23 protein-coding genes are annotated in these 26,148 nt (G+C 67.4%); 15 read left to right on the top strand and 8 right to left on the bottom strand.

Features of this window, described 5'->3' with window-relative positions:
• The first annotated feature begins 16 nt into the window (after nucleotides 1–16).
• From ahpC to A4F85_RS00915, 5 genes are all read left to right on the top strand, one after another.
• Nucleotides 17–580 carry an alkyl hydroperoxide reductase subunit C gene (gene ahpC / locus A4F85_RS00935; protein ID WP_012206871.1) on the top strand — a complete coding sequence of 188 codons (564 nt, stop codon included), beginning with the start codon at nucleotides 17–19 and terminating at the stop codon, nucleotides 578–580.
• A gap of 103 nt (nucleotides 581–683) precedes the next feature.
• Nucleotides 684–2,240, top strand: coding sequence for an alkyl hydroperoxide reductase subunit F (ahpF, locus tag A4F85_RS00930; RefSeq protein WP_012206870.1), 1,557 nt, complete (start codon nucleotides 684–686; stop codon nucleotides 2,238–2,240).
• A gap of 402 nt (nucleotides 2,241–2,642) precedes the next feature.
• Nucleotides 2,643–4,922, top strand: a complete 2,280-nt coding sequence (locus A4F85_RS00925) for a TonB-dependent hemoglobin/transferrin/lactoferrin family receptor (protein ID WP_063325362.1) — start codon at nucleotides 2,643–2,645, stop codon at nucleotides 4,920–4,922.
• 66 nt (nucleotides 4,923–4,988) lie between these two features.
• On the top strand, nucleotides 4,989–5,360 hold the full coding sequence (locus A4F85_RS00920; RefSeq protein ID WP_063325380.1) for a hypothetical protein: 372 nt from the start codon (nucleotides 4,989–4,991) through the stop codon (nucleotides 5,358–5,360).
• A complete protein-coding gene (locus A4F85_RS00915) occupies nucleotides 5,357–6,481 on the top strand; it encodes a hemin-degrading factor (protein ID WP_063325361.1) in 1,125 nt (374 codons plus the stop codon). The genes A4F85_RS00920 and A4F85_RS00915 overlap by 4 nt, the downstream gene beginning before the upstream one ends.
• Nucleotides 6,482–6,529: 48 nt before the next feature.
• Here the strand turns inward: A4F85_RS00915 and A4F85_RS00910 are convergent, their stop codons facing one another.
• Nucleotides 6,530–6,820 carry a DUF2798 domain-containing protein gene (locus A4F85_RS00910; protein WP_063325360.1) on the bottom strand — a complete coding sequence of 97 codons (291 nt, stop codon included), beginning with the start codon at nucleotides 6,818–6,820 and terminating at the stop codon, nucleotides 6,530–6,532.
• Nucleotides 6,821–6,964: 144 nt separating this feature from the next.
• Between A4F85_RS00910 and A4F85_RS00905 the strand changes: the two genes are divergently transcribed.
• Nucleotides 6,965–7,909: a LysR family transcriptional regulator gene (locus A4F85_RS00905; protein ID WP_043819159.1), complete on the top strand. Its 945-nt coding sequence runs from the start codon at nucleotides 6,965–6,967 to the stop codon at nucleotides 7,907–7,909.
• 15 nt (nucleotides 7,910–7,924) lie between these two features.
• On the opposite strand, the gene ppsR is transcribed toward A4F85_RS00905, so the two are convergent.
• Nucleotides 7,925–8,746, bottom strand: coding sequence for a posphoenolpyruvate synthetase regulatory kinase/phosphorylase PpsR (ppsR, locus tag A4F85_RS00900; protein WP_012206864.1), 822 nt, complete (start codon nucleotides 8,744–8,746; stop codon nucleotides 7,925–7,927).
• Between the two features lie 209 nt (nucleotides 8,747–8,955).
• Between ppsR and ppsA the strand changes: the two genes are divergently transcribed.
• The 4 genes from ppsA to A4F85_RS00880 all read left to right on the top strand — a co-directional run bounded on the left by ppsA (nucleotide 8,956) and on the right by A4F85_RS00880 (nucleotide 14,539).
• Nucleotides 8,956–11,346: a phosphoenolpyruvate synthase gene (gene ppsA, locus A4F85_RS00895; RefSeq protein ID WP_012206863.1), complete on the top strand. Its 2,391-nt coding sequence runs from the start codon at nucleotides 8,956–8,958 to the stop codon at nucleotides 11,344–11,346.
• Nucleotides 11,347–11,363: 17 nt separating this feature from the next.
• Entirely contained in the window at nucleotides 11,364–11,744 is a 381-nt protein-coding gene (locus A4F85_RS00890; RefSeq protein ID WP_012206862.1) for a DUF4212 domain-containing protein, read from the top strand.
• The gene (locus A4F85_RS00885; protein ID WP_063325359.1) at nucleotides 11,737–13,827 is read left to right on the top strand and encodes a VC_2705 family sodium/solute symporter; all 2,091 of its coding nucleotides are present in this window, start codon (nucleotides 11,737–11,739) and stop codon (nucleotides 13,825–13,827) included. The genes A4F85_RS00890 and A4F85_RS00885 overlap by 8 nt, the downstream gene beginning before the upstream one ends.
• Nucleotides 13,828–14,014: 187 nt before the next feature.
• Nucleotides 14,015–14,539: a hypothetical protein gene (locus A4F85_RS00880; protein ID WP_012206860.1), complete on the top strand. Its 525-nt coding sequence runs from the start codon at nucleotides 14,015–14,017 to the stop codon at nucleotides 14,537–14,539.
• A gap of 117 nt (nucleotides 14,540–14,656) precedes the next feature.
• Here the strand turns inward: A4F85_RS00880 and A4F85_RS00875 are convergent, their stop codons facing one another.
• The 6 genes from A4F85_RS00875 to A4F85_RS00850 form a co-directional block, all read right to left on the bottom strand.
• Nucleotides 14,657–15,010 (bottom strand): FKBP-type peptidyl-prolyl cis-trans isomerase, encoded by a 354-nt coding sequence (locus A4F85_RS00875; protein ID WP_012206859.1) that lies wholly within the window; start codon nucleotides 15,008–15,010, stop codon nucleotides 14,657–14,659.
• 109 nt (nucleotides 15,011–15,119) lie between these two features.
• The gene (locus tag A4F85_RS00870) at nucleotides 15,120–15,425 is read right to left on the bottom strand and encodes a winged helix-turn-helix transcriptional regulator (protein WP_012206858.1); all 306 of its coding nucleotides are present in this window, start codon (nucleotides 15,423–15,425) and stop codon (nucleotides 15,120–15,122) included.
• 220 nt (nucleotides 15,426–15,645) lie between these two features.
• On the bottom strand, nucleotides 15,646–16,722 hold the full coding sequence (locus A4F85_RS00865; RefSeq protein ID WP_063325358.1) for a Bug family tripartite tricarboxylate transporter substrate binding protein: 1,077 nt from the start codon (nucleotides 16,720–16,722) through the stop codon (nucleotides 15,646–15,648).
• Nucleotides 16,723–16,878: 156 nt separating this feature from the next.
• On the bottom strand, nucleotides 16,879–19,413 hold the full coding sequence (locus A4F85_RS00860; RefSeq protein WP_063325357.1) for a TonB-dependent siderophore receptor: 2,535 nt from the start codon (nucleotides 19,411–19,413) through the stop codon (nucleotides 16,879–16,881).
• A 126-nt stretch (nucleotides 19,414–19,539) separates the two neighbouring features.
• Nucleotides 19,540–20,544: a FecR domain-containing protein gene (locus A4F85_RS00855; RefSeq protein WP_156516863.1), complete on the bottom strand. Its 1,005-nt coding sequence runs from the start codon at nucleotides 20,542–20,544 to the stop codon at nucleotides 19,540–19,542.
• A 36-nt stretch (nucleotides 20,545–20,580) separates the two neighbouring features.
• A complete protein-coding gene (locus A4F85_RS00850) occupies nucleotides 20,581–21,096 on the bottom strand; it encodes a sigma-70 family RNA polymerase sigma factor (protein ID WP_013801139.1) in 516 nt (171 codons plus the stop codon).
• A gap of 225 nt (nucleotides 21,097–21,321) precedes the next feature.
• Here A4F85_RS00850 and A4F85_RS00845 point away from each other — a divergent pair, with 225 nt between their 5' ends.
• The 5 genes from A4F85_RS00845 to A4F85_RS00825 all read left to right on the top strand — a co-directional run bounded on the left by A4F85_RS00845 (nucleotide 21,322) and on the right by A4F85_RS00825 (nucleotide 25,975).
• Nucleotides 21,322–21,960, top strand: a complete 639-nt coding sequence (locus A4F85_RS00845; protein WP_063325355.1) for a PepSY-associated TM helix domain-containing protein — start codon at nucleotides 21,322–21,324, stop codon at nucleotides 21,958–21,960.
• Nucleotides 21,961–21,980: 20 nt separating this feature from the next.
• Nucleotides 21,981–22,508: a DUF2271 domain-containing protein gene (locus A4F85_RS00840; protein ID WP_034396360.1), complete on the top strand. Its 528-nt coding sequence runs from the start codon at nucleotides 21,981–21,983 to the stop codon at nucleotides 22,506–22,508.
• A 100-nt stretch (nucleotides 22,509–22,608) separates the two neighbouring features.
• Nucleotides 22,609–23,427, top strand: coding sequence for a DUF4198 domain-containing protein (locus A4F85_RS00835; protein WP_012206854.1), 819 nt, complete (start codon nucleotides 22,609–22,611; stop codon nucleotides 23,425–23,427).
• Between the two features lie 41 nt (nucleotides 23,428–23,468).
• Nucleotides 23,469–24,545, top strand: a complete 1,077-nt coding sequence (locus A4F85_RS00830) for an FAD:protein FMN transferase (protein ID WP_063325354.1) — start codon at nucleotides 23,469–23,471, stop codon at nucleotides 24,543–24,545.
• Between the two features lie 44 nt (nucleotides 24,546–24,589).
• Nucleotides 24,590–25,975: a sulfite reductase subunit alpha gene (locus A4F85_RS00825; protein WP_063325353.1), complete on the top strand. Its 1,386-nt coding sequence runs from the start codon at nucleotides 24,590–24,592 to the stop codon at nucleotides 25,973–25,975.
• The last annotated feature ends 173 nt before the right edge of the window (nucleotides 25,976–26,148 follow it).

Here is a 26,148-nt window from a genome sequence, read left to right as displayed (position 1 = left end):
CACAAAGGAAACAGCAATGTCCGTGATCAACACCCAAATCAAGCCCTTCAAGACGCAGGCCTTCAAGAATGGCAAGTTCATCGAAGTGACCGAAAAGGACGTCCTGGGCAAGTGGGCCGTGTTCTTCTTCTACCCCGCTGACTTCACCTTCGTGTGCCCCACCGAACTGGGCGACGTGGCCGACCATTACGACGAACTGCAAAAGCTGGGCGTGGAAGTCTTCTCCGTGTCCACCGACACCCACTTCGTGCACAAGGCATGGCACGACACGTCGGACACCATCCGCAAGATCAAGTACACGATGCTGGGCGACCCCACCTGGGAAATCAGCAACAACTTCGAAGTCCTGCGTCCCGGCCAGGGCCTGGCTGACCGCGGCACCTTCATCGTCGATCCCGATGGCGTGATCCAGGCCGTGGAAATCACCGCCGAAGGCATTGGCCGCAACGCCGTCGATCTGCTGCGCAAGGTCAAGGCTGCCCAGTACGTCCGCAACCACCCCGGTGAAGTCTGCCCCGCCAAGTGGGAAGAAGGCGACAAGACCCTGGCTCCTTCGCTCGACCTGGTCGGCAAGATCTAAGCGGTACACCGCTTCCTGTTCACAGTTGAACTGTTGAAGACGCCCGGGTGCCTGGCGCCCGGGCTTTTTTTTCCGAAAATTCGTATTTCCCTAGGAGTCCGACATGCTTGACAACAACCTGAAAGCCCAATTGCAGGCCTACCTGGAGCGCCTGCAGCGTCCGGTGGAGCTGGTGGCTTCGCTGGATGACAGCCAGGGTGCGCGCGAGCTGAAGGAACTGCTGCTGGAAATCCGCGAGCTGAGCGACAAGATCACCGTCGTCGAGCACAACGACGCCGAGGTGCGCAAGCCCTCGTTCCTGATCACCAATCCCGGCGTGGACAGCGGCGTGCGTTTCGCAGGCGTCCCCCTGGGCCATGAATTCACCTCGCTGGTGCTGGCCCTGCTGCAGGTCGGCGGCCATCCGTCCAAGGAATCGGCCGAGCTGCTGGAGCAGGTGCGCAATATCGACGTGCCGCTGCACTTCGAGACCTATTACTCGCTGTCCTGCCACAACTGTCCCGACGTGGTGCAGGCGCTGAACCTGATGTCCGTGCTCAACCCCAAGATCAGCCATACCGCCATCGACGGCGGGCTGTTCCAGAAGGAAGTCGAGCAGCGCGAAGTCATGGGCGTGCCCACCGTCTTTGTGAACGGCGAGCGCTTCGGCCAGGGCCGCATGGAGCTGGCCGAGATCGTGGCCAAGGTCGATACCGGCGCCGCTTCGCGTGAAGCGGCCAAGATTTCCGCCAAGGATGCCTTCGACGTGCTGATCGTCGGCGGCGGCCCGGCCGGCGCGGCCGCTGCCATCTATGCGGCACGCAAGGGCATCCGCACCGGCATCGCCGCCGAGCGCTTCGGTGGCCAGGTGCTGGACACCGTGGACATCGAGAACTTCATCTCGGTCTCCAAGACCGAAGGCCCGCAACTGGCCGCCGCCATGGAGCGCCATGTGCGCGACTACGAGGTGGACATCATGAACCTGCAGACGGCGTCCAAACTGATTCCGGCCGCCACGGAAGGCGGGCTGATCGAGGTGCAGACCGCCTCGGGCGCCAGCCTCAAGGCCAAGACCGTCATCCTCTCGACCGGCGCGCGCTGGCGCAACATGAACGTGCCGGGCGAGGACAAGTACCGCACCAAGGGCGTGACCTACTGCCCGCACTGCGACGGTCCCTTGTTCAAGGGCAAGAATGTGGCCGTCATCGGCGGCGGCAACTCGGGCGTGGAAGCGGCCATCGACCTGGCCGGCATCGTGCGCAGCGTGACGCTGCTGGAGTTCGCCAGCGAGCTCAAGGCCGACGCCGTGCTGCAAAAGAAGCTGCGCAGCCTGCCCAACGTCACGGTCATCCTCAACGCCCAGACCACCGAGGTCAACGGCGATGGCAAGAAGGTCACCGGCCTGACCTACAAGGACCGCACGACGGAAGAGGTCAAGACCGTGGCGCTGGAAGGCATCTTCGTGCAGATCGGCCTGCTGCCCAACACCGACTGGCTCAAGGGCACGGTGGAGCTGACACGCTTCGGCGAGATCGTGATCGACGCCAAGGGCCACACCAGCGTGCCCGGCGTGTTCGGCGCAGGTGACTGCACCAACGTGCCGTACAAGCAGATCATCATCGCTGCCGGTGCCGGCTCCACGGCTGCACTGTCGGCCTTCGATCACCTGATCCGCCACTGATCAGCCGCTGACCAGTTGCTGCTCCGCCATGGTGCGGAGCAAGCCGGAGAAAGGGCCCGGATGCCATGGCATCCGGGCCCTTTTTTCATCGCCCGACCAGGGGCGGAAGGCCTGGCGCAGCAAGGGGAGGGCGGGGGCTGTTTTTCATGCCCGCGTCTTCAGGCGCGGGCCTTGTCGCTGTGGGTGTCGCGCAGATAGCTGCCTGGCGGCACGCGGCGCCAGCAGGGTTTGTTCCGGAGACCATGAGCCAGATCAAACCAATAAATGAGAACTATTCGCATATAATTTTTCTTCATCCAGCCAGCACATGACGCGCCAACGGCTGGCGGGCCACCCGCCAGCTGCTGCAAGCAGAAGCCAGCTCTCGCACATCCATGTTGATCAGAGAGAGAGGGCTTCGCAATGGCTTACGACTTCGCAATGCAATCAAGCGCCCGGCGGGCGCGCCATCCCCTGGCCGCCGCCTGCGCGCTGCTGTGCGCCTCCGCTGCCCTGGCCCAGGATCCGGGGCAGGCCGCCGCAAACGTTGCAAATGCCGGGGATGCCGACACGCAATTGCTGGCGCAGGCCGCGTCCGGGGTACGGACCCGTGCCCCGGCCCTCAAGGAGATGGTGATCAGCGCCTCGCGCGAGGTGCAGGACCCTGACACCCTGCCCATGAGCATCGACGTGATCGACGCCGGCCGCATGGAACGCGAGCAGGCCAGCGACATCCGCGAGATGGTCAACCTCCTGCCCAATGTCGAGGTGCCGCGTGCCCCGGCCCGCTTCTCGCTGGCGACCTCTCCGGCCGGGCGCGATCAGAACAGCGGTTTCAACATCCGTGGCCTGGACGGCAACCGCGTGCTCATGCTGGTCGATGGCGTGCGCCTGCCGCGCAGCTACAGCTTCAGCGCCAACAGCTTCGGCCGCGACTACCTGGACCTGGGCCTGGTGCAGCGCGTGGAAATCCTGCGCGGCTCCACGCCGGCGCTCTATGGCTCGGACGGCATGGGCGGCCTGGTCAACTTCGTGACCGTGCAGCCGGACGATCTGCTGGGCAAGGACAAGCGCATCGCCGGCCGCGTGGCTGCCGGCTACGACGGCTCGGACAACGGCCGCAAGCTGGGCGCCACCGTGGCGGGCCGTGCCAGCCCCGAATGGGCATGGCTGCTGTCGGCGGGCCTGGGCCGCTCTCACGCGCTGGAGAACATGGGCACGAACAACGTGACGGGCGCGGCGCGCACCACGCCCAATCCCGAGAAAGACCGCAGCGAATCGCTGATGGGCCGCCTGGTCTTCACGCCCAGTGCCGTGCAAAAGCATGTCTTCACCTTCGAGAACGTGGACAAGCGCGCCGACTACGCCCTGCTGTCCGCGCGCTCGGCCACCGTGGCCAATTCCGACTCGCGTACCGACATGAAGCGCTGGCGGGCCAGCTGGCAGGGCCAGTGGCAGCAACTGGGCACGGCGCTGGCCGACGAACTGCAGCTGATGGCCAGCTACCAGAAGTCCGACGCGCGCGAATTCGTCACCGAGACGCGCATCGGCCTGCCCTACCGCGAGCGCGACGTGACCTATGACGAGGACGCGATCCAGCTGCACGCCCAGGCCAGCCGCCTGCTGCGCTGGAGTTCTTCGGCCAGCGGCAAGTTCACCTACGGGCTGGACTACCTCCGCAACAAGGTGGTCAACGCGCAAAACGGCATCACGCCGCCCGTGGGCGAGAGCTTCCCGCTCAAGCGCTTCCCCGACACCACCGAAAGCGCCACCGCCCTGTTCGCCCAGGCCGAACTGCACAGCGGCCCCTGGAGCGTGACCCCGGGCCTGCGCGCCGAGCACTACAGCATCAAGCCCCGGCAGAACGGCTTTGTGCCCACCGTGGTCAGCAACTCCGACTCCGCGCTCTCGCCCAAGCTGGGCGTGATGCTGCAGGCCAGCCCGGCCTGGTCCGTCTATGGCAACTATGCGGCGGGCTTCCGGGCGCCCAACGCCGGGCAGATCAACGCCTTCTTCGAGAACCCGGTGGCGTTCTACCGGAACATTCCCAACCCCAACCTGCGGCCCGAAAAGAGCCAGACCTTCGAGCTGGGCCTGCGCGGGCGCATGGACAGGCTGCGCCTGGACGCCGCCGTGTTCACGGGGCGCTACAAGGACTTCATCGTCGACCAGCAGTTGGTTGCGGGCCAGCCCGGCAACGCGGCCAACCCCGCCATCTACCAGTCCATCAACGTGGGCCGCGCCCGCATCAGCGGCTTCGAACTCAAGGCCGACTACGACTGGGGCCGCTGGGCCGGCGGCGACTGGCAGACGCGCCTGGCCTACGGCTATACCGACGGCAAGGACACGCAGTCCGACAAGCCGCTGGACACCATCTCGCCCCAGCAACTGGTGCTGGGCGTGCGCTATGAGCGCTCTGCCGTGGGCGTGCAGTTCAACGTCTCGCACTGGAGTGGCAAGAAGGCCGGCGACGTGTCCAACGGCAGCGCCGCCTGGCTCAGCCCCTCGGCCACCGTGGCCGACCTGAGTGCCCAGTGGCGCATACGCCCCGACCTGCGCCTGAACGCCGGCATCTACAACCTGACCGACAAGAAGTACTGGCGCTGGGCCGATGTGCGCGGCCTGGCTGCCAGCACGACGATTGCCGACGCCTACAGCCAGCCCGGCCGCCATGTGCGGGTGTCGATGGTCAAGGATTTCTGAAGCATGCGCCTGTGGCGCGGGCGCATGCATGTGCAACGCTGCCAACTGAAACGCAAGGAGAACCCCATGCATCCATCCAAGAGTGAGAGCCTTGCCCAGGACGAGGAATACCTGCTGCCCGAGAACGAGGCCGCGCTGGCTGCCACGCTGGCCCTGATGACCGGCTTCGGCCACGGCTGCTGCGACACCCATAGGCCGGCCATGGCCGCCCGGGTGGCCGAGCAGCTCGAAAACCTGGCCTGCGCGGGCGGCTTGTCCCATGACATGCGCGCCCTGCTGGGGCGGCTGCAGCAACGCTGGCAGGCAGTGGCCGATGCGGGCGCGCCGTCGCGCTCGCACCGCGCCGTGCCCGATGCCGAAGTGTCCCTGCCTGGAGCCCATGCAGCCCAGCCGGTGCCCCATGCGCTCTGGCACGCACCGCTGGACACCCTGCAATGAGCAGCGCCGTCCACGATGCCGAGGAGAGCGGGCTCCTGATTCCCGTTGATGCTCCCGCAGTCCGCCAGCGCTTTGCGCGGGCGCGCCAGGGTGGCCTGCGCGCCAAGGAGGCAGCCGATTCCCTGGGCCTGCCGGAAGGCGCCGCCATTGCCGCGCATGCGGGCCAGCATGAGGGCAGCCTCCAGGCCGTGCCGCTGCGCGCCGAATGGCTGGCCATCCTGAAGGGTTTGCAGGACTGCGGCCCCGTGATGGCGCTGACGCGCAACGAGTCCACGGTCCACGAAAAGACCGGGGTCTACCAGAAGCTTTCGGCCAACGGCGGCGTGGGCCTTGCCCTGGGCCGCGACATCGACCTGCGAATGTTCTTTGCCCAATGGCATGCCGGCTATGCCGTGACCGAGCAGCCTGCCCAGGCCGGCAGGCCGGCCATGCGCAGCCTGCAGTTCTTCAATGCGCAGGGCCGTGCCGTGCACAAGGTCCATGCGCGCGAGTCCACCGACCTGCAGGCGTGGGAGGCGCTGGTGCAGCGTTTCGCCGAGCCCAGCGCTGGTTACCTGTTCCGCCATGCCCGCCCGCGTGCGCTGCCGCAGGCCGACGAGGCCATCGACGTGCCCGGCCTGAGCACTGCCTGGGCCGCCATGCAGGACACGCATGAATTCTTCGACCTGCTGCGCCGGTTTGGCGCGGAGCGCCAGCAGGCCTTCCGCCTGGTGCCCGGTCACTGCGCGCGGCTGGCGCCCGAGTCCGTGGCCCAGTTGCTGGGCGATGCGGCCGTGGACGGCCTGCCCATCATGGTCTTCGTGGACAGCGGCGGCTGCATACAGATCCACACCGGCCCCGTGCACAACATCCAGCCCATGGACACGCCCGGCGGCGCACAGTGGATCAATGTGATGGACCCGGATTTCAACCTGCATCTGCGCTGCGATCTGATCGCCAGCGTCTGGGCCGTGCAAAAGCCCACGGCCGATGGCGTGGTCACCTCGGTCGAGGCCTTCGATGCCCAGGGCGACCTGATGGCCATGTTCTTTGGCGAGCGCAAGCCGGGCCGGGCCGAGCTGCCGGGTTGGCGCGAACTGGTGGCAGGCCTGCCGCGCCTGGCAGCGCAGGCGCTGGCCTGAGCGCACCCAGTCCCTGAAAAGAAAGATCCGGCCCTGCGTCGGGCCGCGTCAGAGATGCACGGTGGCGGCCACCAGCCTGCCCACCAGCGGACGCACCACCATCACGCAGACAAAGGCCACAGGCATGGCCAGCACATAGGCCTGTATCACGCGCCGCAGGTAGTCGGCGCCCAGGCCGCTGTTGGCGCCGACGATGGCGCAGCACATCAGAAACGCCATGATGGCCGACATGTAGAAGGCAAAGACGATGGGTGCGAAGCGGCGGTGCAGCTTGCGGCTGCGGGGGGCTGCAGGGGAAATGGAGGCAGAGGCAGAGGTGGATGCGGAGGTAGGAGGCATGGACACGGATCCGGTCAGGCCGCTTGTCGATTCGGCGCGGCAAGTGCACGACTGTAGGCAAGGCCCGTGCTGCCGTGTAGAGGGCTGCAGCTTGGTGCACTCGTAAGCTATATTGATGAATCGATTTTTCATCCATAGTTTTTTGTGCCTAATCTGCGCTCCATCGAGACCTTCGTCAAAGCCCTGGAAGGCGGCTCCATTGCCTCGGCTGCACGCCAGCTGGGCATTTCTCCGGCGGCGGCCAGCCAGAACATCGCCCGGCTGGAGCGCGAGCTGGGCACGCGGCTGATCACGCGCACCACGCGATCCATGGCGTTGACCGAGGCGGGCGAGCGCTATCTGGCGCGCGTGGGCCCCGTGCTGCAGGAGCTGGAAAAAGCGCAGTCCGACCTGTCCCAGCTGCACGGCGAGTTGCAGGGCCGGCTGCGCATCGCCTGCATGGCAGCCTTTGGCCGCCATGTGCTGGCGCCGCTGCTGCCGGCCTTTGCCGCGCAGCATCCCCGGCTGGAGCTGGAGTTGCTGGTGGTGGACAGGCAGGTGGATGTGCTCAAGGAAGACGTGGACATCAGCGTGCGTTACCGCGATGTGCTGGAGCCCGGCATGGCCGTGCGCCAGCTGGCGGCCGTGCCGCGCGTGCTGTGTGCATCGCCGGCCTATCTGCAGGCCCATGGCAGGCCACGGACGGCCCAGGATCTGCTGGACCATGCCTGCCTGCTGTACCGGCGCGAGGCCGATGGCCGCTTCATGCGCTGGCCGTTTTCACGCGACGGCAAGCGTGTGGACCCGCAGCTGCGCGTGACCGCCATCGCCAGCGACGTGGATGCCCTGACCGAGATGGCCGTGGCCGGGGGCGGCATTGTCTGGATCGGCAGCTTCATCGCGCACCGCTACATGCGCGAGGGGCTGCTGCAGCCGCTGGCCCTGGGCCCGGCGCGCAAGGGGCAGCTGCATTTCGAGGACACCACGCTGGATTTCTTCGCCTGCTTTCGTGACCGCCAGTACGTGCCGACCAAGGTGCGTGCCCTGGTGGACTACCTGGTCGAGACGCTGCCGCAGCAGCCCATGCTGCGCTGGAACGTCCCGGCCTGAGCAGCGCAGGGGAGGCTAGTGCCCCAGGTGCTGGGGCAGCACCTCCTGCAGGATGGTGGTGGCGATTTCCTCGATGGACTTGGTCGTGCTCGACAGCCACGGTATGCCGCTGCGGCGCATCATGGATTCGGCCTCGGCCACCTCGTAGCGGCAATTGACGAGGCTGGCGTACTTGGAGTCGGGCCGGCGTTCGTTGCGGATGCTGGACAGGCGCTGCGGATCGATGGTCAGGCCGAACAGCTTCTTGCGCGAGGGCACCAGGGCGGGCGGCAGCTGCTTGCGCTCGAAATCCTCGGGGATCAGCGGGTAGTTGGCCACCTTGAGGCCGAACTGCATGGCCAGGTACAGGCTGGTGGGGGTCTTGCCGCTGCGCGAGACGCCGACCAGGATCACGTCGGCGCCCGTCAGGTCCTGGTGGGTCTGGCCGTCGTCATGGGCCAGCGTGTAGTTGATGGCCTCCATGCGCTCCAGGTATTCCTTGCTCTCGCTGATGTCGGCGAAGCGGCCCACGCGGTGCAGCGATTTCTGGCCCAGCTCCAGCTCCAGCGGCCGCACGAAGGTGCCGAACATGTCGAACACCTTGCCCTTGCACTGGCTCTCGATCAGGTCGAGCATGTCCTGGTTGACCAGGGTGGTGAAGACGATGGGCTTGTGGCTTTCCGACTCGGCCACATGGTTGATCTGGCGCACGGCCTGGTGCACCTTGTCCATGGTGTCCACGAAGGGGATGCGGACCAGGCGCGACTTGGTGTCGAACTGGGCCATGATGGCCGTGCCGAAGGTCTCGGCTGTAATGCCAGTGCCATCGGAGATGACGAAGATGGTGTGGGTGTGCATGGTGGTCGGACTCTGGACAGGGGGGCTGCCGTCGGTTCACGGCAAACGCCTACAATGGCGCCCATTATTCCCAATTTCCCATCCATGCTCGCTGCCGGCCTCCAACCAGAACAGCAAAGCCTCGCGCATGCCTGCGTGGATGGATCGACCGTGCCCGGCTTTGGCAGCCGGGGCGGCGCACGACGGTTTTCAACTTCTGGAGCTTTCCCATGTCTCAACTGTTCGAGGCCACCGCCCTCGTCGTTCCGTTTGAACAACTGAGGATGACCGATGTCGAGTCCGTAGGCGGCAAGAACGCCTCGCTCGGCGAAATGATCTCGCAGCTGCCGCAAGGCGTGCGCGTTCCCACGGGCTTTGCCACCACGGCCCACGCCTTCCGCCAGTTCCTGGCCCACGACGGCCTGGCCGACAAGATCAGTGCCAAGCTGGCCGCCCTGGACGTGGAAGACGTCCGCGCCCTGGCCCAGGTGGGTGCCGAAATCCGTGCCCTGGTCGAGAACCAGCCCTTCCCGGCAGATCTGGAGCAGGCCATCCGCGAGGAATTCGTGCGCCTGCAGGGCGGCAACGAGGCAGCCTCGTTCGCCGTGCGCTCCTCGGCCACGGCCGAAGACCTGCCCGACGCTTCGTTCGCCGGCCAGCAGGAAACCTTCCTGAACGTGGTGGGCATCGAGTCGGTGCTGCACAAGATGAAGGAAGTCTTCGCCTCGCTGTACAACGACCGCGCCATCTCCTACCGCGTGCACAAGGGCTTTGCCCACGACGTGGTGGCCCTGTCGGCCGGCGTGCAGCGCATGGTGCGCTCCGACCTGGGCGCGGCCGGCGTGATGTTCACCATCGACACCGAATCGGGCTTCGAGGAAGTGGTCTTCATCACCTCCAGCTATGGCCTGGGCGAGACCGTGGTGCAGGGCGCCGTCAATCCTGACGAGTTCTATGTGCACAAGCCCATGCTCAAGGCCGGCAAGAAGGCCCTGATCCGCCGCAACCTGGGCTCCAAGCTGATCCAGATGGTCTTTGCCTCGCCCGAGGAAAAGGCCGCCAGCGGCAAGCTGGTCAAGACCACCGACGTCGCCCATGAGCTGCGCAACCGCTACTCGCTGTCCGACGAGGACGTGCAGCAGCTGGCCCACTATGCCCTGGTCATCGAGCAGCACTATGGCCGCCCCATGGACATCGAATGGGGCAAGGACGGCACGGACGGCCAGCTCTACATCCTGCAGGCCCGCCCCGAGACCGTGAAAAGCCAGGCCAAGGGCCAGGCCGAGCAGCGCTACGCCCTCAAGGGCACGGGCAATGTGCTGGCCGAAGGCCGCGCCATTGGCCAGAAGATCGGCACGGGCCCCGTGCGCCTGGTCAATGACATCGCCAACATGGACCAGGTCCAGCCCGGCGACGTGCTGGTGACCGACATGACCGATCCCAACTGGGAGCCGGTGATGAAGCGCGCCTCGGCCATCGTCACCAACCGTGGCGGCCGTACCTGCCACGCGGCCATCATTGCGCGCGAACTGGGCATTCCGGCCGTGGTCGGCTGCGGCAACGCCACCGACCTGCTCAAGGACGGCACCCTGGTCACCGTCAGCTGCGCCGAAGGCGATACCGGCAAGATCTACGACGGCCTGATCGAGACCGAGATCACCGAAGTGCAGCGTGGCGAGATGCCCGCCATCAAGACCAAGATCATGATGAACGTGGGCAACCCCCAGCTGGCCTTCGACTTCGCCCAGCTGCCCAACGAGGGTGTGGGCCTGGCCCGCCTGGAGTTCATCATCAACAACAACATCGGCGTGCACCCCAAGGCCATCCTGGACTACCCCGCCGTCGATGCCGACCTCAAGAAGGCCGTCGAGTCCGTGGCCCGCGGCCATGCCTCGCCGCGTGCCTTCTATGTGGACAAGGTTGCCGAAGGCGTGGCCACGATTGCCGCCGCCTTCTGGCCCAAGCCCGTCATCGTGCGCATGTCGGACTTCAAGTCCAACGAGTACCGCAAGCTCATCGGCGGCAGCCGCTACGAGCCCGAGGAAGAGAACCCCATGCTGGGCTTCCGTGGCGCCGCGCGCTACATCTCCGAGGACTTCGGCGAGGCCTTCCGCATGGAGTGCGAGGCACTGCGCCGCGTGCGCGAGGACATGGGCCTGACCAACGTGCAGATCATGATTCCCTTCGTGCGCACGCTCAAGCAGGCCGAGCGCGTCACCCAGCTGCTGGCGGCCAACGGCCTCAAGCGCGGCGACAACGAACTCAAGCTCATCATGATGTGCGAGGTGCCCTCCAACGCCATCCTGGCCGACGAGTTCCTCGAGTTCTTCGACGGCTTCTCCATCGGCTCCAACGACCTGACCCAGCTGACGCTGGGCCTGGACCGCGACTCCGGCCTGGAGCTGCTGGCTGCCGACTTCGACGAGCGCGACCCCGCCGTGCGCAAGATGCTGTCGCGCGCCATCAAGGCCTGCCTGGACCAGGGCAAGTACGTGGGCATCTGCGGCCAGGGCCCTTCGGACCACCCGGACTTCGCCCAATGGCTGGCTGACGAAGGCATTGCCTCCATCTCGCTGAATCCCGACAGCGTGGTCGCCACCTGGCAGCGCTTGGCGCAGTAAGGGCTGGCAGCGTCGCCATGCATACGCCGAAAGCGCACTTGCATGACGACGCGGTCGGGGGACCGTCCGAAGGCGAGACCTTCGCCCCCGACCTGCACGACATCCGCCATCTGTGGCTCAAGGCCGTGCTGTTCGCGGTCTGGGTGGCCGTCTCCTTTGGCGCCTGCTACTACGCGCGCGACCTGCAGGCGCTGATGCCGGACTGGCCGCTGGCCTACTGGTTCGCGGCCCAGGGGGCAGTCCTGATGTTCCTGGCCATCGTCATCGTCTATTGTCTGTCCATGGACCATTTCGAGCGCCGCGAGGCCCGGGCCGCTTTTGCGACGGCACCGGCTCCCGCATCCCCATCGGCCGATACGCAACCGTCCGCACCGCCATCGCCTCCCGGCCATGGCTGAGCGAGCACCGCTGACGGCGGCCTCCCACTGGCGGCTGCACCGCATCGTGGCCCTGTACACGCTGGGCGTGCTGGGTTTTCTGGCCCTCATGTTCTGGGCCGAGCAGCAAGGCCTGTCGCGCCACTGGATAGGCCCCATCTTCCTGTTCTTCACCGTCATGGTCTATGCGGCCATCGGCGTGTATTTGCGCACCAGCGACCCCGAGGAGTACTACGTCGCGGGCCGGCGTATTCCGCCCTTCTACAACGGCATGGCGGCTGCGGCGGACTGGGTCAGCGCGGCCTCGTTCATCAGCCTGTCGGGGGCGCTGTACCTGCAGGGCTTTGCCGGCGTGCCGGGCCAGGCCGGAGGACTGGCCTACCTGCTGGGCTGGACGGGCGGCTTTTGCCTGGTTGCCATGCTGATCGCGCCGCACCTGCGGGCGATGAAGCTCTACACCATTCCCGATTTCTTCCAGCAGCGCTACGGCGGGCGCTGGCCGCGCGTGATCGCGGCGCTGGCGGCCGTGATCTGCTCGTTCACCTATGTGGTGGCGCAGATCTACGGCGTGGGGCTGATCGCCTCGCGGCTGACGGGTGTGCAGTTCGAGATCGGCATCATGCTGGGCCTGGGCGGCGTACTGCTGTGCTCCTTCCTGGGCGGCATGCGCGCCATCACCTGGACCCAGGTCGCGCAGTACGTGGTGATCCTGCTGGCCTTTCTGATCCCCGTGTCCTGGCTGGCCTACCGGCAGATGAGCAATCCCGTGGCGCCACTGGCCTATACGGCCCAGCTCAGCCAGATTGCGGAGATGGAGCAGCGCCTGCTGGACTCGCCGGCCGAGCAGGAGGTGATCGCCGCCTACCGCCTGCGCGCCGAGGTGCTGGAGGACAAGCTCAAGGACGTGCCGCGCGTGCTGGCCGCCGAGCGCCATGCGCTGGCCGAGCGCATACGCGATCTGCGCACGCGCAGCGGCGATATCGGCGCCATCATGGCCGCCAGCCGCGAACTGGCCGCCATGCCGCGCGACGAAGCCGCCGCGCGCGCGCTGTGGACACGCCAGCTGCAGGAAATGCGCGAGCGCGAGAAGCCGCTGGGCGGCATCCCGCTGCACAGCCTGCCATTCGCCGGCAACCCCGACGGATCGCCCCAGGAGCAGCAGATCTACGAGGACAGCCGGCGCAACTTCCTGGCGCTGATGTTCTGCCTCATGGCCGGCACGGCCGGCCTGCCGCACCTGCTCACGCGCTACTACACGGCGCCCTCGGTCTCGGGGGCGCGGGCCTCGGTGGGCTGGACGCTGTTCTTCATCGGCGTGCTGTACATGAGCGCGCCGGCCCTGGCCGTGCTGGTCAAGTTCGAGGTCATGAACAACCTCGTGGGCATCCGCTTTGACGAGCTGCCCAACTGGATGGCGCAGTGGGCCCGGGTGGATGCCTCCTTGCTGGCCGTGGAGGATGTCAACGGCGACGGCGTGCTGCAGTTCGGCGAGATCCGCATGGGCGCCGACCTCATCATGCTGGCCACGCCCGAGCTGGGCGGCATGCCCTACGTGGTCTCCGGCCTGGTGGCGGCCGGCGGCCTGGCTGCGGCGCTGTCCACGGCCGATGGACTGCTGCTGACCATCAGCAACGCGCTGGTGCGCGACCTGTACTTTCGCGAGCGCCGCCGCCGCGCCTCGCCCGAGCAGCGCGTGATCCTTTCCAAGTTCGCGCTGCTGGTGATGGCGCTGTCGGCCGCCTTCGTGGCCTCACGCCGTTCCTCGGACATCCTGCCCATGGTCACGGCATCGTTCTCGCTGGCGGCCTCGGCTTTCGTTCCGGCCATGGTGCTGGGCATCTTCTGGCGTGGCACCACGCGCCGGGGCGCCGTGGCCGGCATGCTGGCCGGGCTGGGCGTCACGCTGTACTACATGGTCTCGCATGTGCCGGCACTGCAGCCCGTGCTGCCCGAAGCGCTGCACGCGCGCCTGTGGTGGGGCATACAGCCGATTTCGTCGGGCGTCTTCGGCGTGCCGGCCGGCCTGCTGGTGACCTGGCTGGTCAGCTGCCTGGACCCGCGCCGCCGGGCGCCGGCGCGTTCCGTGCCCGCAAAAGCGTCCTGACGGGCAGAGGCCGCCGGGCGGGAGGATGGCCATTTTCTGCCCCGTTTTTGCGCTTTTGGCAGATCTGGATCATTGCCGGCCCCACTGAAGCCTGTGCGTGCTGGAAAACCCGCTTTTGGGAGCGGGAGGCTCATGACACGCTGCGAGCCGTGTCCGATCCGATCCCTTGCAGAGAATCCCGTCCGCCATGCATTTTGTGAAAACGTCCGCCGGCCAACAGGCATTCAAGGAACGCCATGCCGATCTCTCGCCCCGGTTGCGCTCGGCCTTTTTGCTGTTTGACGGGCAACGCAGCCTGGCGCAGGTGCTGCAGGCCGTCGCCGGCATGGGCGTGACGCAGGACGAGATCCTGGCGCTGGTGGAGCGCGAATGGCTGGCACCGCGCGACGCGGCCGAGCCCCGGCTGGGCGTGGTGGCCGTTGCGGTGCCTTCGGTCCCTGCCGCGCCTGCTGCAGCGGCTTCGTCCACGGATTCGGCTGGCGATGCCCCCGCGCAGTCCGAGCCATCGCTGGCCGTGCGCTATCGCAACGCCTATCCGCTGGCCGTGGCCATCACGGCCAACCTGGGCCTGAAGGGGTTCCGGCTCAACCTTGCCGTGGAAGCGGCCATGGGCTACGACCAGCTGGTGGCGCTGGCGCCGCGCCTGCGCGAGGCGGCCAGTCCTGCCAGCTACCTGCCGCTGCACGAGGCGCTGTTCGGCAAGGCACCTTGAATGAGGAATGGCCCGCACGCTCGCCGAGGGTGCGCTTTTCATCTTGGGGTGGCGCGGCAATGAAAAAGGGCAAGGCGCCTTCGCACCTTGCCCTGGCATGAATCCGTGGGTGCAGGCTCAGACGGCCAGCAGCTCCACGTCGAACTTCAGCGTGGCGTTGGGGGGGATCACGCCGCCGGCGCCGCGGGCGCCATAGCCCAGCTCGGCCGGGATGATCAGGGTGCGCTGGCCGCCCACCTTCATGCCTTGCACGCCTTCGTCCCAGCCCTTGATCACCATGCCGCCGCCCAGGGGGAAGACGAAGGGATCGTTGCGGTCCTTGCTGGAGTCGAACTTGGCGCCCTGCACGCCGTTGTTGTAGAGCCAGCCCGTGTAGTGCACGGTCACGCTGCGGCCGCGCTGGGCTTCGGCGCCGTCGCCCACGACGGTGTCTTCATACTGCAGGCCGGATGCGGTGGTGGTGAAAGCCATGGTGGTATTCCTTGAGAGAGAAACGGTAGGGGGAAAGGAGACGACCCGGCGGGCCGGTGGCCCTGCGCGGGAAGAGGCCGTGGCGCCTGGTTCCGCGCCCGGCCTGACATCACTTCTTGGCGCGCGCGGCCACCCAGCGGTTGGCAAAGGCCTGCACATCGGACAGGCGCTTGAGCAGGTCCTGGCCGGCCAGCGTCACGGTGTAGCCGTCGGAGCCATGCTCCAGCAGCCCGCACTCGCGCAGCTCCTTGATGCGGGTGTTCAGCGTGTTGGGCGTGATGCCGCCCACGCTGTCTTGCAGCAGTCGAAAGGTCTGAGGATGGCCGTCACGCAGCGCCCACAGCACGCGCAACGCGTAGCGGCATTCGAGTTTCTCGAACAGCTGGTTGATGGCGGCGTTTTCCTTGGAGCTCATGACGCTTCTCCTTGCGCAATGGTGTGGGTGAGCCGGCGGGTGCGTCCGGGTGGGACGCGCGCCGAGCCAAGTCCCGGGGAACTATAGCTCTGGATCCATTCTGCTACAAGTTTGGTAGCTCAAAACCCACAGCGGCAATGCCCCACGCTAGAGGAATACGCGTATGACCAAGCCAGTGTTGCAGGCCCGCCACGTGGCCTGCCCGCTGCGCGGCGGTTTCTCAGCTCTTGAGTTTGAGCAGATAGGTCATCACGCTGGCCGTGGTGTGCTCCAGCTCCAGAAAGCCGTTGAAATCGCGGCCCGCCTGCCAGGAAGACTCCCAGCGGTTCTGGCGCAGGGCGCGTTGCCAGCTCTCGTGCTGCGTGGCCTGCTCCACGGCGCCCAGCAGGGCCTGGGCACGTGCGGCGCTGACCTGCTTGCCGGTGAAGACGGCGCGCCAGTTGGCCATGTCCGCATCCAGCCCCTGCTCGCGGAACGAGGGCAGGCCGAACAGGCTGCGGCGCGAGGACACGCCGATGGCGCGCAGCTTGCCGCTGGCCAGCGCCTCGCTGAACTCGCTGTAGCCGGACACGCCCATGCGCGCATCGCCCTTGAGCAAGGCCTCCACCACCTGGGCGCCGCCTGGAAAGGGCTTGTAGACCAGTTGCTCGGGCGCCGCCTTGGCCGCGCGCGTGAGCAGGCCGGCGAACATGTGGTCCACGCCACCGGCCGAGCCACCCGCAAACGACTGGTGGGCCAGATCGCTGCGCAGCGCGGCCACCAGGTCCTTGGCATTGCGGATGGGGGAGTCGGCCGGTACGGCCACGACCAGGTAATCGCTGGTCAGGCGGGCAATCGGCTGCACATGCGACATGTTGACGGCCGGCTTTTGCAGTGCCACCGCACCGACCATCACCATGCCGCCGATCAGCAAGGCGTCGGGGTCCTTGCCATGGCGCTCGGCAAACTGGGCCAGGCCGATGGTGCCTCCCTTGCCGCCCACGTTTTCATACTCCACGCGCTCGGCCGCGCCGCTGGCCACCAGCGCCGCGCCCAGCGCGCGGCCGGTCTGGTCCCAGCCGCCGCCGGCATTGGCTGGAATGACGATGCGCAGGCTGGTCGCCACGCGCTGGGCGCTGCCGGCAGCACGTGGCGCATGGGCTGCAGGTGCTGCCGCTGGCGGTGCGGCCTGGGCCAGAGGAGAGCACAGCATGGCCAGGGCAGCGCCCTGGACCAGCATCTGGCGGCGGTTCTGGCGCGTTCCATCGGCGGTATGGGCGGCGTTGGCGGCGGTTTGCGAAAAGCTCGGAAGGCGCATGCAGTCTCCAATCGGGTTCGCGCGCCATTGTGGGCGCAAATGAATCAGAAAAGCAGATTATGTAAGCATGTGCGTCAGCTGCTTGACACAACACAGTACAGCGCAGTCCGGCCCGCGCGGCTCTGTGATCTCTGGGCCGGTGCGGTCCCTCAGCGCTCAGAAGTCGTAACGCATGCTCACGTTGACGCTGCGCGGCGCACCCCAGGTGTAGTACAGGCCCTGGGCATTGAAGTTGGTCACGCCAGAGAAGTAGTGCTTGTCGAACAGGTTGTTGACGTTGGCCGCGATGCTGAGATGGCGGTTGATCTGGTAGCGCGCCATCAGGTCCATCACCCAGTAGGCGTCCTGGCGCAGCGTGGCGGCGCCGCGGCTGGTGGAGATGGCGCTTTGCCAGCGCGCGGCGCCGCCCACGGTCAGGCCGGACAGCGCGCCCTGCGCGAAGCGGTAGGTGGTGCCCAGCTTGAACTGGTGGCGCGGGCTGGTGGCGGCGTTGTCCAGATTGCTGTTGATGGTCACGTAGCTGCCCTGGGCCTGCCAGCCCTTGGCCAGCTCGCCGGACAGTTCCAGTTCGAAGCCGCGCCTGCGCGCGCCCTGGACCGCGCGGTAGGCCGTTTCGCCATTGGGCATGAGCCCGTCTTCCACGGCCGTGTTGTCGGTGCGCATCCAGAAATGGGCGACGCTGGCGTTCAACCGCTTGTCGAAGAATTCGCCCTTGGCGCCGATCTCGTAGGTCAGGCCCTCCTCGGGCGGCAGGGTGCGTTCCTGCAGATCCTTGGCGCTTTGCGCCTTGAAGATGCTGGCGTAGCTGCCATACAGCGAGATGTTCGGGCTGACGTCATACACCAGGCCCGCATAGGGCGTGACCACGCCGTGCTCGCGCATGTTGTAGTTGTACCAGCTGATGTCGGTCACATCCTTCTGGTCGTAGTTGGTCACGCGCAGGCCGGCGATCAGCTTCAGCGGATCGGCCAGATTGAGGCGTGCCGCGCTGTAGAGATAGCTGCGCTTGTTGCTGAACAGGTCGTTGGAATAGGGGATGTTGTCCGCTGGCGCCGGGATGGCTGCGCCGCCCTGGCTGAAGTCCACCTGCGGCAGGTCCAGGCCGGGGCGCGCGCCGCGCAGCAGCGTGGTGCGGTTGCGTGCGGCGCCCGCGCCCACCAGCAACTCATGCTGGCGGCCGAACAGCGTGAACGGGCCTTGCACGTCGATGCTGATGTTCTGGTTGCGGGACTCGATGTCCTTGTAGGCCGCGAACTGGGCCGAGCTGGGCAGGGCGTAGCGCAGCAGGCCGATCTGCATGTCGGGCGTCTTCACCTCTTCATGCGACATCTGCAGCTTGGCCTTCCAGCCGCTGGCAAAGCGGTGCTCCAGGCGCGCGAAGCTGTTGAGCGACTCCTGCTCGTAGCCCGACCAGGGCGCGGCGATGTTCAGCGAGCGCGGCATCCAGCCGACGAACTGGCCGGTGCCCGTGTAGCCCTGGATGGGCGTGGTGCCGCCCGAGCCGCGCAGCTCGCGCTGGCGGTAGGTGATGCCGGCGCTCAGCAGGGTGTCGGGGGTGAGGTCGTATTCCAGCGTGCCGTACAGCATGGAGCTGTTGCTGTGCTGGTGGTCGCGGAAGCTGTCGCCGCTCTTGCGCGAGGCCACCAGGCGGCCGCGCAGGCTGCCTTCCTGGTTCAGCGGACCGGCAATGTCGGCATCGGCACGGTAGGTGCCCCAGCTGCCCGCGCTGGCCATTGCGCTGGCCTGGAAGTCGCGCGTGGGGCGCTTGCGGATCAGGTTGACCGTGGCTCCGTAGGCGCCGTCGCCATTGATCAGGCCCGACGAGCCCTTGAGCACTTCAACGCGGTCGATCTCGGCCAGATCGTCCAGCGAGTACATGATGTGCGTGTTCCAGCCCCAGCCATTGGTGAGCTGGCGGCTGCCATCGGTCTGCAGGTTGACGCTGGAGCCGCGCACGTTGAAGGTGGTCATCTCGCTTTGGCGGACCACGGCCACGCCGGGCGTCTGCTCCAGCACGTCGGCCAGCGTCTCCAGCTTGAAGTCGTCCATGCGCTGGCGCGTCATCACGCTCACCGACTGCGGCGTCTCGCGCAGCGACAGGCCCAGGCCCGTGGCCGTGCTGCTGGCTCCGGTCGCGGTGTAGGCGCCCGTGCCTTCCGTGGCGCTGCCGACCTCGGCCTTGGCGGTGACGTGCACCTCGCCCAGCGTGGTGGCGCCCACGGCTGATGCGGCAGGCGCTGTCGAGGACGCAGGCGATGCCTGCGAGCGGCGCAGCGTATAGCCGCCGTTGCCTGAGGTCGCGGCCGCCAGGCCCGAGCCCGCCAGCAGGCGGGTCAGCGCCTCGGCCGGCGCATGGCTGCCCTGCAGGCCCGGGCTTTGCAGATCGCGCACCAGCTCGGGCGTATAGGCCAGCAGCACGCCCGAGGCCTTGGCGAAGCGCGTGAGCGCGGCCTCCAGCGGTCCTGCCGGAATGTCGTAGGCCTGGGCGCGCTCGGTACCTGTCTGGGCCTGGGCCTGGGCCTGGCCCTGGCCCTGGGCATTCGCGGGCAAGGGCAGGGCGGACAGGCTCGCCAGTGCGGCGGCCAGGGCCAGGGTCAATGCGGACAGGTGGAACACGGGCGCAGGCTGCGCGGGGCGGAGGACGCGTGCCGCCGCGGTAGCGAGGCGGCGCTGGTGATGGAGGTCGGACATGTTGATGCGGTCTTTGGATCAGGGAGGAAACATGGCGCCGCAAAGCGCCTCTCCCCTGCTTGTCACGCGAGATGGGAAAAGGTACAGACCGATGTCACCCGGCCGGATTGTCCCGCCGCCTTTTCTTCATGCCGGACCTATGCGCACCCAGTAGCGCACCGGCACATGGATGCGCACGGGCAGCACCTGTACCAGGGACTGCAGGATGCGGTCCGTATCGGCGAGCGGGAAGACGCCCGACAGGCGCAACCCGGCCACCTCGGGTGCCAGCGTGATCAGCCCGGGTCGGTAGCGGCGCAGTTCGTCGATGAAGCGGTCCAGGCGCATGTCCGAGGCCACGAGCACGCCTTCGTCCCAGCCCGGCCCCTCGCCGGCCGCGCCGGCCGGCAGCGCCTGCGTGGCACTGAGCCTTGCCGCTTCGCCGCTGTCGACACGCAGCAACTCGCCCGTGCGGCTGCGGGCCTCGACCGCACCCTCGAAAACGGCCACGCGCGTATCCGCAGTCTCCATGTCATGGCGCACCGTGAAACGCGTGCCCAGGGCGCGCAGCCTGCCCGCGGGCGTGTCCACCACAAAGGGGCGCGCGGGCTGGGCCGTGTCATGGGCGGTGGTGACCATCAGCTCGCCGCGCAACAGCAGCACGCGGCGCAGCTGGTCGTCGAAGGCAAGGTCCACGGACGTCTCGGTGTTGAGCAGCAGCTGCGTGCCATCGGGCAACTGCAGGGAGCGCCGCTCGCCCTTGGCGGTGCTGACATCGGCATTCCAGGCCTGCCAGGGCAGGCGCTCATGCGCAGTCCATGCCGCAGCACCTGCGCCGGCCAGGCCAGCGACGCTGGCCAGCAGGCGGCGGCGTGACTGGGAGGTCTTGAGGCTGCGCGCCAGCGTGGCCGTGGCAAGGGGGCCATTGAGGGGACCGCTGTCCGGGCGTGCGTCAGGCAGCCTGAGCCGCGCATTCGTGGCCTCGATGCGCTGCCAGGCCCGCTCATGCAGCGGATGGGCCGCGCGCCAGTCCAGCCATTGCGCGCGTTGTTCCTCTGTGCACTCGCCTGACCACAGCTGCACCAGCCAGTCCACGGCGCTGTGGACCACGTCAGGCGGCAGCGCGGGGTCGGCACTATGGGTGGAAGCCATCGGCGCCATGGACGCGCCCGGCAGCGCAGCGCTGCGTCATGCCGCATGTTCCGGGAAGTAGCAATGCCGGATGGCGCGCGCCATGTACTGCTTGACCGAGCTGACCGAGACCTGCAGCAGCAACGCGATCTCGGCATAGGCCATGCCGTCCAGCTGGGCGTGCAAAAAGGCCGCGCGCACCTTGGGCGGCAGGCCGTCGAGCAGGCGGTCCAGCTCGCACAGCGTCTCCAGCACGATGGCGCGTTCCTCGGGCGAGGGCGCCAGCGGCTCGGGCTGCAGCGCCAGCGTGTCCAGATAGGCACGTTCAATTTCTCGGCGGCGCAGGTGGTTGGCCATCACGCGCTTGGCCACCGTGGTGAGGAAGGCGCGTGGCTCCCGGATCTCGGACAGTTCGGTGCGGGACTCCATCACGCGCACGTAGGTGTCCTGTGCGAAATCTGCCGCATCGCCTGCATGGCCCAGCCGGCGCTGCAGCCAGGTGCGCAGCCAGCCATGGTGCTGCTGGTAGAGATGGGCAAGGGCCTGGTGGGGAGTCACGGCGGGACAGGACACGAACGGTGAAGAGAGGGGATGCAAGTGATAAGCATTCTTATTTTACTTTGGGTGATGCTGGCACCGCCTTGGCGTGGTGCACGATTAAGCCGGTAAAGCTTGTGTAAATGCGATCAATTCTTATTTGTGGGCGGTAGAATCCCCGGGCCTTTCCTTTCCTGGGCTCCCGTGCCCGCCATCCGTGATGGTTGACGCCGCGTGGCGCTGCCGCCTTTTTCTGTTGCGATGACACCCCCCAAACCGGACCCTCGGCGCCGTTCCTACTGGCTCAAGACACTGCACGAGTGGCACTGGGTCAGCTCCGCGCTGTGCCTGATCGGCATGCTGCTGTTCGCCGTCACGGGGTTCACGCTCAACCATGCGGGGCAGATCGAGTCCAAGCCGCGCATCGTGCGTGGCGAGGCGGCATTGCCCGATGCGCTGCGCGTGCAGTTGGTCCAGCAGCAGGCCAGCCAGCCGCGCGACCGGGCTCCCGTGCCTGCGCCGTTTGCGGACTGGGTGCGCGGCCAGTGGGGCCTTGAGGCCGAGGGCCGCGAGGCCGAATGGACGGCCGACGAACTCTATGTCTCCCTGCCACGCCCTGGCGGCGATGCCTGGGTGCGCGTTGCCCTGGCCGATGGCGAGGCCGAATACGAGCGCACCGACCGGGGCTGGATCGCCTATCTGAACGACCTGCACAAGGGCCGCAACACGGGCGCCGCCTGGAGCTGGTTCATCGACATCTTTGCCGCAGCCTGCCTGGTGTTCACCGTCACGGGCCTGTTCATCCTGAAGATGCATGCAGGCAACCGCCCCTTCACCTGGCCCATGGTCGGCATGGGGCTGGTGATTCCCATGCTGCTGGCCCTCCTGTTGATCCACTGAGAACCGAAAGAGCCTTGCCAATGAATCCGCACTTCTCTCTGCGCTACACCATGGCGCTTGGCGCCTGCCTGGGCGCGGTCCCGGTCTTTGCCGCCGGCCTGAACGTGGGCGTGGAAATTCCGCGCCTGGATGTCGCCGAATACCACCGCCCCTACGTGGCCGTGTGGATCGAGCGCGCCGACGCTTCGGTGGCCTCCACGCTGTCGGTCTGGTACGACGTGAAGATGCGCAATGCCGAAGGCACGAAGTGGCTCAAGGACATGCGCCAGTGGTGGCGCCGCACGGGCCGTGACCTGACCCTGCCGATCGATGGCGTGACCAGCCCCACGCGTCCCGTGGGCAAGCACCAGCTGAGTTTCACCGAAGGCGCCAATCCCTTCGCCAAGCTGCCGCCCGGTGAATACAAGCTCGTGGTCGAGGCCGCGCGCGAAGTCGGCGGCCGCGAAGTGGTTACCGTGCCCTTCAAGTGGCCCGCTGCCAAGGCCGAGCAACTGAGCGCCAAGGGCAGCAGCGAGCTGGGCGAGATCAGCGTCGAGCTCAAGCCTTGAAATTGAAAGCCGCCGAGGCGCTGTGCGCCTTCCCCCTCACGAGGGGGACGACGCCATCGCTGCACGTGCCAGACCCATCCACGAACCAAGGAGATTTTTCATGAAGTCCAAGACCCGCTTTGCCGTCCGTCTGGCTGCCAGCCTCGCCATTGCCTGCGGCGCCTTCCAGGCCGCCCAGGCCCACAACCTGTGGCTGCTGCCCTCGACCACGGTGCTGTCCAAGGCCGAATGGATCACGGTGGATGCCGCTGTCTCCAACGACCTGTTCTTCTTCAACCACGTGCCGCTGGGCCTGGACAACCTCGTTGTCTCGGCGCCGGACGGCTCGGCCGTCGCGCCGCAGAATGCCCATCGCGGCAAGCTGCGCAGCGTGTTCGATCTGGACCTGCAGCAAAGCGGCACCTACCGCCTGGCCATCGTCAACGACGGCCTGTTTGCCTCCTGGAAGGACAAGGCCACGGGCCAGAACCGCCGCTGGCGCGGCTCGCCCGAGAAGTTCGCCGCCGATGTGCCCGCCGACGCGCAGGACCTGAAGGTGACCCAGTCCGTGGGCCGCATCGAGACCTTCGTGACCGTGGGCAAGCCCAGTGCCGTCAAACCTTCCGGCAAGGGGCTGGAGCTGGTGCCCGTGACCCATCCCAACGACCTGGTGAAGGGCGAGAAGGCCACCTTCGCCTTCCATGTGGACGGCAAGCCCGCCGCCAACCTGGAAGTCGTGCTGGTGCCCGGCGCCACGCGCTACCGCGACAACAAGGGCGAGATCAAGGCCACGACCGACGCCAAGGGCGAGTTCAGCGTGACCTGGCCCACCGCCGGCATGTACTGGGTGGATGCCGATGCCCAGGACAGCAAGACATCGCTGCCCCAGGCCAAGGAGCGCCGCCTGTCCTACGTGGGCACGTTCGAGGTGCTGCCCTGAGCCTTGCGTCCCCACCCGGGGCTCCGTCTGCGCCCACGCCCGTGCGCGTGAGCTTCGCGCCCGCCCTGTTGCAGGGCAGCGCAGGCCGGGGCCTTGCCGCGCCTGTGTCCACAGGCGCGGCGTCCTTTGCCGTCTCCGGCTACGCGCCGCAGGCCGTGCGGCGGGCAGACCCCGCCGCGCTGCAAACACTCACTGGCGAGGCCATGGGCACGACCTGGAGCGTGCGCCTGCACAACCCGGATTTCCGCCCGCTCGATGAGGCGTGCCAAGCCATAGAGGCTGCGCTGGCCCTGGTCGTGCGCCAGATGAGCAACTGGGAAGCCGGCTCCGACATCTCGCGCTTCAACCGCGCCGAGCCCGGCAGCTGGCATGCACTGCCGCCCGAATTCTTCACCGTGCTGGCCTGCGCACTCGAGTGGGCACAGGCCAGCGGCGGCGCCTGGGATCCTACCGTGGGGCCGCTGGTTGATCTGTGGGGCTTCGGCCCGCGTGCGGAAAAGGCGCAGGGCGCCGGCATCCCCGATGCCTATGCGCTGCGGCGGGTGCGCGAGCGCGTGGGCTACCAGCGCATCGTGCTGGACCTGGCGGGCCGGCGCGCGCTGCAGCCCGGCGCCGTGCATGTGGACTTCAGCGGCATCGCCAAAGGCTATTCGGTGGACCTGGTCGCCGAGCGCCTGCAGGCGCTGGGCCATACCGATTTCCTCGTCGAGGTGGGCGGCGAGCTGCGGGCCTGCGGTCAGCGCCCTGGCAACCAGCCCTGGCGCGTGGCCGTGGCCAGCATGGCGGACCAGTCCACGCCGCTGGCGCTGCCGCTGCGCGACATGGCCATCGCCACCTCGGGCGACCACTGGCATGCCTTCGAGCAGGGCGGGCGCCGCTACTCCCACACCATCGATCCGCGCAGCGGCGAGCCCGTGGCGCATGGCCTGACCAGCGTCACCGTGCTGCATGCCGAATGCATGCAGGCCGACGCCCTGGCCACCGTGCTCACCGTGCTGGGACCGCGCGAGGGCCTGGACTTTGCCGAGCAGCGCGGCGTGGCGGCGCTGCTTTGCGAGCGCACTGCCCAAGGCCCTGCCATGGCGATGACAACGGCTTTTGCCGCGCTGCTGCCGTGAGCGTTTCCTTCCCTTTTTCCGCCGTGTAGATTCCCGGTCCTGCCATGACCTTGTCCGACCCTGGGCTGCGCGTACTCGCAGCCGCCGTGCTGGTCCTGCTCTATGCGGCCATGTGCGCCGCCATCTGGTGGCGTGAGCGCCGCCAGCGCATGCGGACCCTGCAGGAAGCGGCTGCGCTGACCAGCGCACGCGAGGGCGCGCTGCCCCTGCTCGTGGCCTATGCCAGCCAGACCGGCCAGGCCGAGGAGCTGGCGCGCGAGACCGCACGGCTGCTGCACACGGCCGGAGAAAGCGTGCACCTGTGCGCCCTGGACGCTGTGGATGCCGACCTGCTGGCGCGCACGCAAAGGGCGCTGTTCATCGCCAGCACCTATGGCGAAGGCGACCCGCCCGACAACGCGGCGCTGTTCCTGGCGCACGCCATGGCCGATGCACGGCCGCTGTCCCATCTGCAATACGGTCTGCTGGCGCTGGGCGACCGGCAGTACGCGCAGTTCTGCGGCTTTGGCCGCGCGCTGGACAGCTGGCTGCGTGCCGGTGGCGCCAGGCCCTGGTTCGAGCGCATTGAAATGGACAACGGCGCGCCGCAGGCGCTGACCGCCTGGCAGCACCAGCTGACCCAGATCAGCAGCCTGGGCGACATGCCGGCATGGGAGCAGCCGGTCTTCAGCGAATGGACGCTGGCCGCGCGCCGGCACATGAACCCGGGCAGCGCAGGCGAGCCGGTGTTCCACATCGAGCTGCAGCCCCCTGCAACGGAGCCCGCGCTGTGGGAGTCCGGCGACCTGGCGCAGGTCTGCATTCCTGCGGACCCGCAGCATCCGCGCGAGTACTCCATCGCCTCCATCGCCCAGGATGGCTGCGTGCACCTGCTGGTGCGCCAGACGCGGCGCGAGGATGGCTCGCCGGGCCTGGCCTCGGGCTGGCTCACTCAGGGCGCCCCCCTGGGGGCAGCCATCACCCTGAGGCTGCGTGCGCACCGCAATTTCCGGCTGGAAGACAACCTGCAGCGCCCGCTGGTGCTGATCGGCAACGGCACGGGCCTGGCCGGCCTGCGCAGCCACCTGCGCGCGCGTGCTGCGGCGGGCCTGGGTCCCAACTGGCTGCTGTTCGGCGAGCGCAATGCGGCGCACGACCGGCTGTACGGCGACGAGCTTCAGGCATGGTGCGATGGCGGCGTGCTGCAGCGCCTGGAGCTGGCCTTCTCGCGCGACCGCAGCGAAGGCGCGCCGCGCGCCTATGTGCAGGACCTGCTGGCGCAGTCCGGCGATGTCTTGCGCCAATGGGTGGCGCAGGGCGCAGCCATCTACGTTTGCGGCAGCCTGCAGGGCATGGCCCAGGGCGTGGACCAGGCGCTGCACGCCGTGCTGGGCGAGGCGCAGATGGAGCTGCTGGTGCGCAGCGGCCGATACCGGCGCGATGTGTACTGAACCCCGCTTGCGCGAGCGCAAAGATGGGCCCGGTTTGCTCCTAGGAACGTAGCATCGGCACGACAGATAAATCCTATTGTGCTCGTGAGAATGGAAATGATTCTCAATGTTCATATAATTTCGTTACATATCCCCATCCCATCGCATAACCAAACATTTCAAAGCGAGTTTCA

This window comes from Delftia sp. GW456-R20, assembly GCF_001622915.1.
Lineage (GTDB): Bacteria > Pseudomonadota > Gammaproteobacteria > Burkholderiales > Burkholderiaceae_C > Comamonas > Comamonas acidovorans.
Note: the sequence above shows the minus strand (reverse complement) of the source record. Positions and strands in the feature narration are given on the sequence as shown.

Excerpts from the sequence above, each read along its gene's own strand:
- ahpC (WP_012206871.1), top strand. The coding sequence starts at position 17 with ATGTCCGTGATCAACACCCAAATCAAGCCCTTCAAGACGCAGGCCTTC.
- ahpF (WP_012206870.1), top strand. The coding sequence starts at position 684 with ATGCTTGACAACAACCTGAAAGCCCAATTGCAGGCCTACCTGGAGCGC.
- A4F85_RS00925 (WP_063325362.1), top strand. The coding sequence starts at position 2,643 with ATGGCTTACGACTTCGCAATGCAATCAAGCGCCCGGCGGGCGCGCCAT.
- A4F85_RS00920 (WP_063325380.1), top strand. The coding sequence starts at position 4,989 with ATGCATCCATCCAAGAGTGAGAGCCTTGCCCAGGACGAGGAATACCTG.
- A4F85_RS00915 (WP_063325361.1), top strand. The coding sequence starts at position 5,357 with ATGAGCAGCGCCGTCCACGATGCCGAGGAGAGCGGGCTCCTGATTCCC.
- A4F85_RS00910 (WP_063325360.1), bottom strand. The coding sequence starts at position 6,820 with ATGCCTCCTACCTCCGCATCCACCTCTGCCTCTGCCTCCATTTCCCCT.
- ppsR (WP_012206864.1), bottom strand. The coding sequence starts at position 8,746 with ATGCACACCCACACCATCTTCGTCATCTCCGATGGCACTGGCATTACA.
- ppsA (WP_012206863.1), top strand. The coding sequence starts at position 8,956 with ATGTCTCAACTGTTCGAGGCCACCGCCCTCGTCGTTCCGTTTGAACAA.
- A4F85_RS00890 (WP_012206862.1), top strand. The coding sequence starts at position 11,364 with ATGCATACGCCGAAAGCGCACTTGCATGACGACGCGGTCGGGGGACCG.
- A4F85_RS00885 (WP_063325359.1), top strand. The coding sequence starts at position 11,737 with ATGGCTGAGCGAGCACCGCTGACGGCGGCCTCCCACTGGCGGCTGCAC.
- A4F85_RS00880 (WP_012206860.1), top strand. The coding sequence starts at position 14,015 with ATGCATTTTGTGAAAACGTCCGCCGGCCAACAGGCATTCAAGGAACGC.
- A4F85_RS00875 (WP_012206859.1), bottom strand. The coding sequence starts at position 15,010 with ATGGCTTTCACCACCACCGCATCCGGCCTGCAGTATGAAGACACCGTC.
- A4F85_RS00870 (WP_012206858.1), bottom strand. The coding sequence starts at position 15,425 with ATGAGCTCCAAGGAAAACGCCGCCATCAACCAGCTGTTCGAGAAACTC.
- A4F85_RS00865 (WP_063325358.1), bottom strand. The coding sequence starts at position 16,722 with ATGCGCCTTCCGAGCTTTTCGCAAACCGCCGCCAACGCCGCCCATACC.
- A4F85_RS00860 (WP_063325357.1), bottom strand. The coding sequence starts at position 19,413 with ATGTCCGACCTCCATCACCAGCGCCGCCTCGCTACCGCGGCGGCACGC.
- A4F85_RS00855 (WP_156516863.1), bottom strand. The coding sequence starts at position 20,544 with ATGGCTTCCACCCATAGTGCCGACCCCGCGCTGCCGCCTGACGTGGTC.
- A4F85_RS00845 (WP_063325355.1), top strand. The coding sequence starts at position 21,322 with ATGACACCCCCCAAACCGGACCCTCGGCGCCGTTCCTACTGGCTCAAG.
- A4F85_RS00840 (WP_034396360.1), top strand. The coding sequence starts at position 21,981 with ATGAATCCGCACTTCTCTCTGCGCTACACCATGGCGCTTGGCGCCTGC.
- A4F85_RS00835 (WP_012206854.1), top strand. The coding sequence starts at position 22,609 with ATGAAGTCCAAGACCCGCTTTGCCGTCCGTCTGGCTGCCAGCCTCGCC.
- A4F85_RS00825 (WP_063325353.1), top strand. The coding sequence starts at position 24,590 with ATGACCTTGTCCGACCCTGGGCTGCGCGTACTCGCAGCCGCCGTGCTG.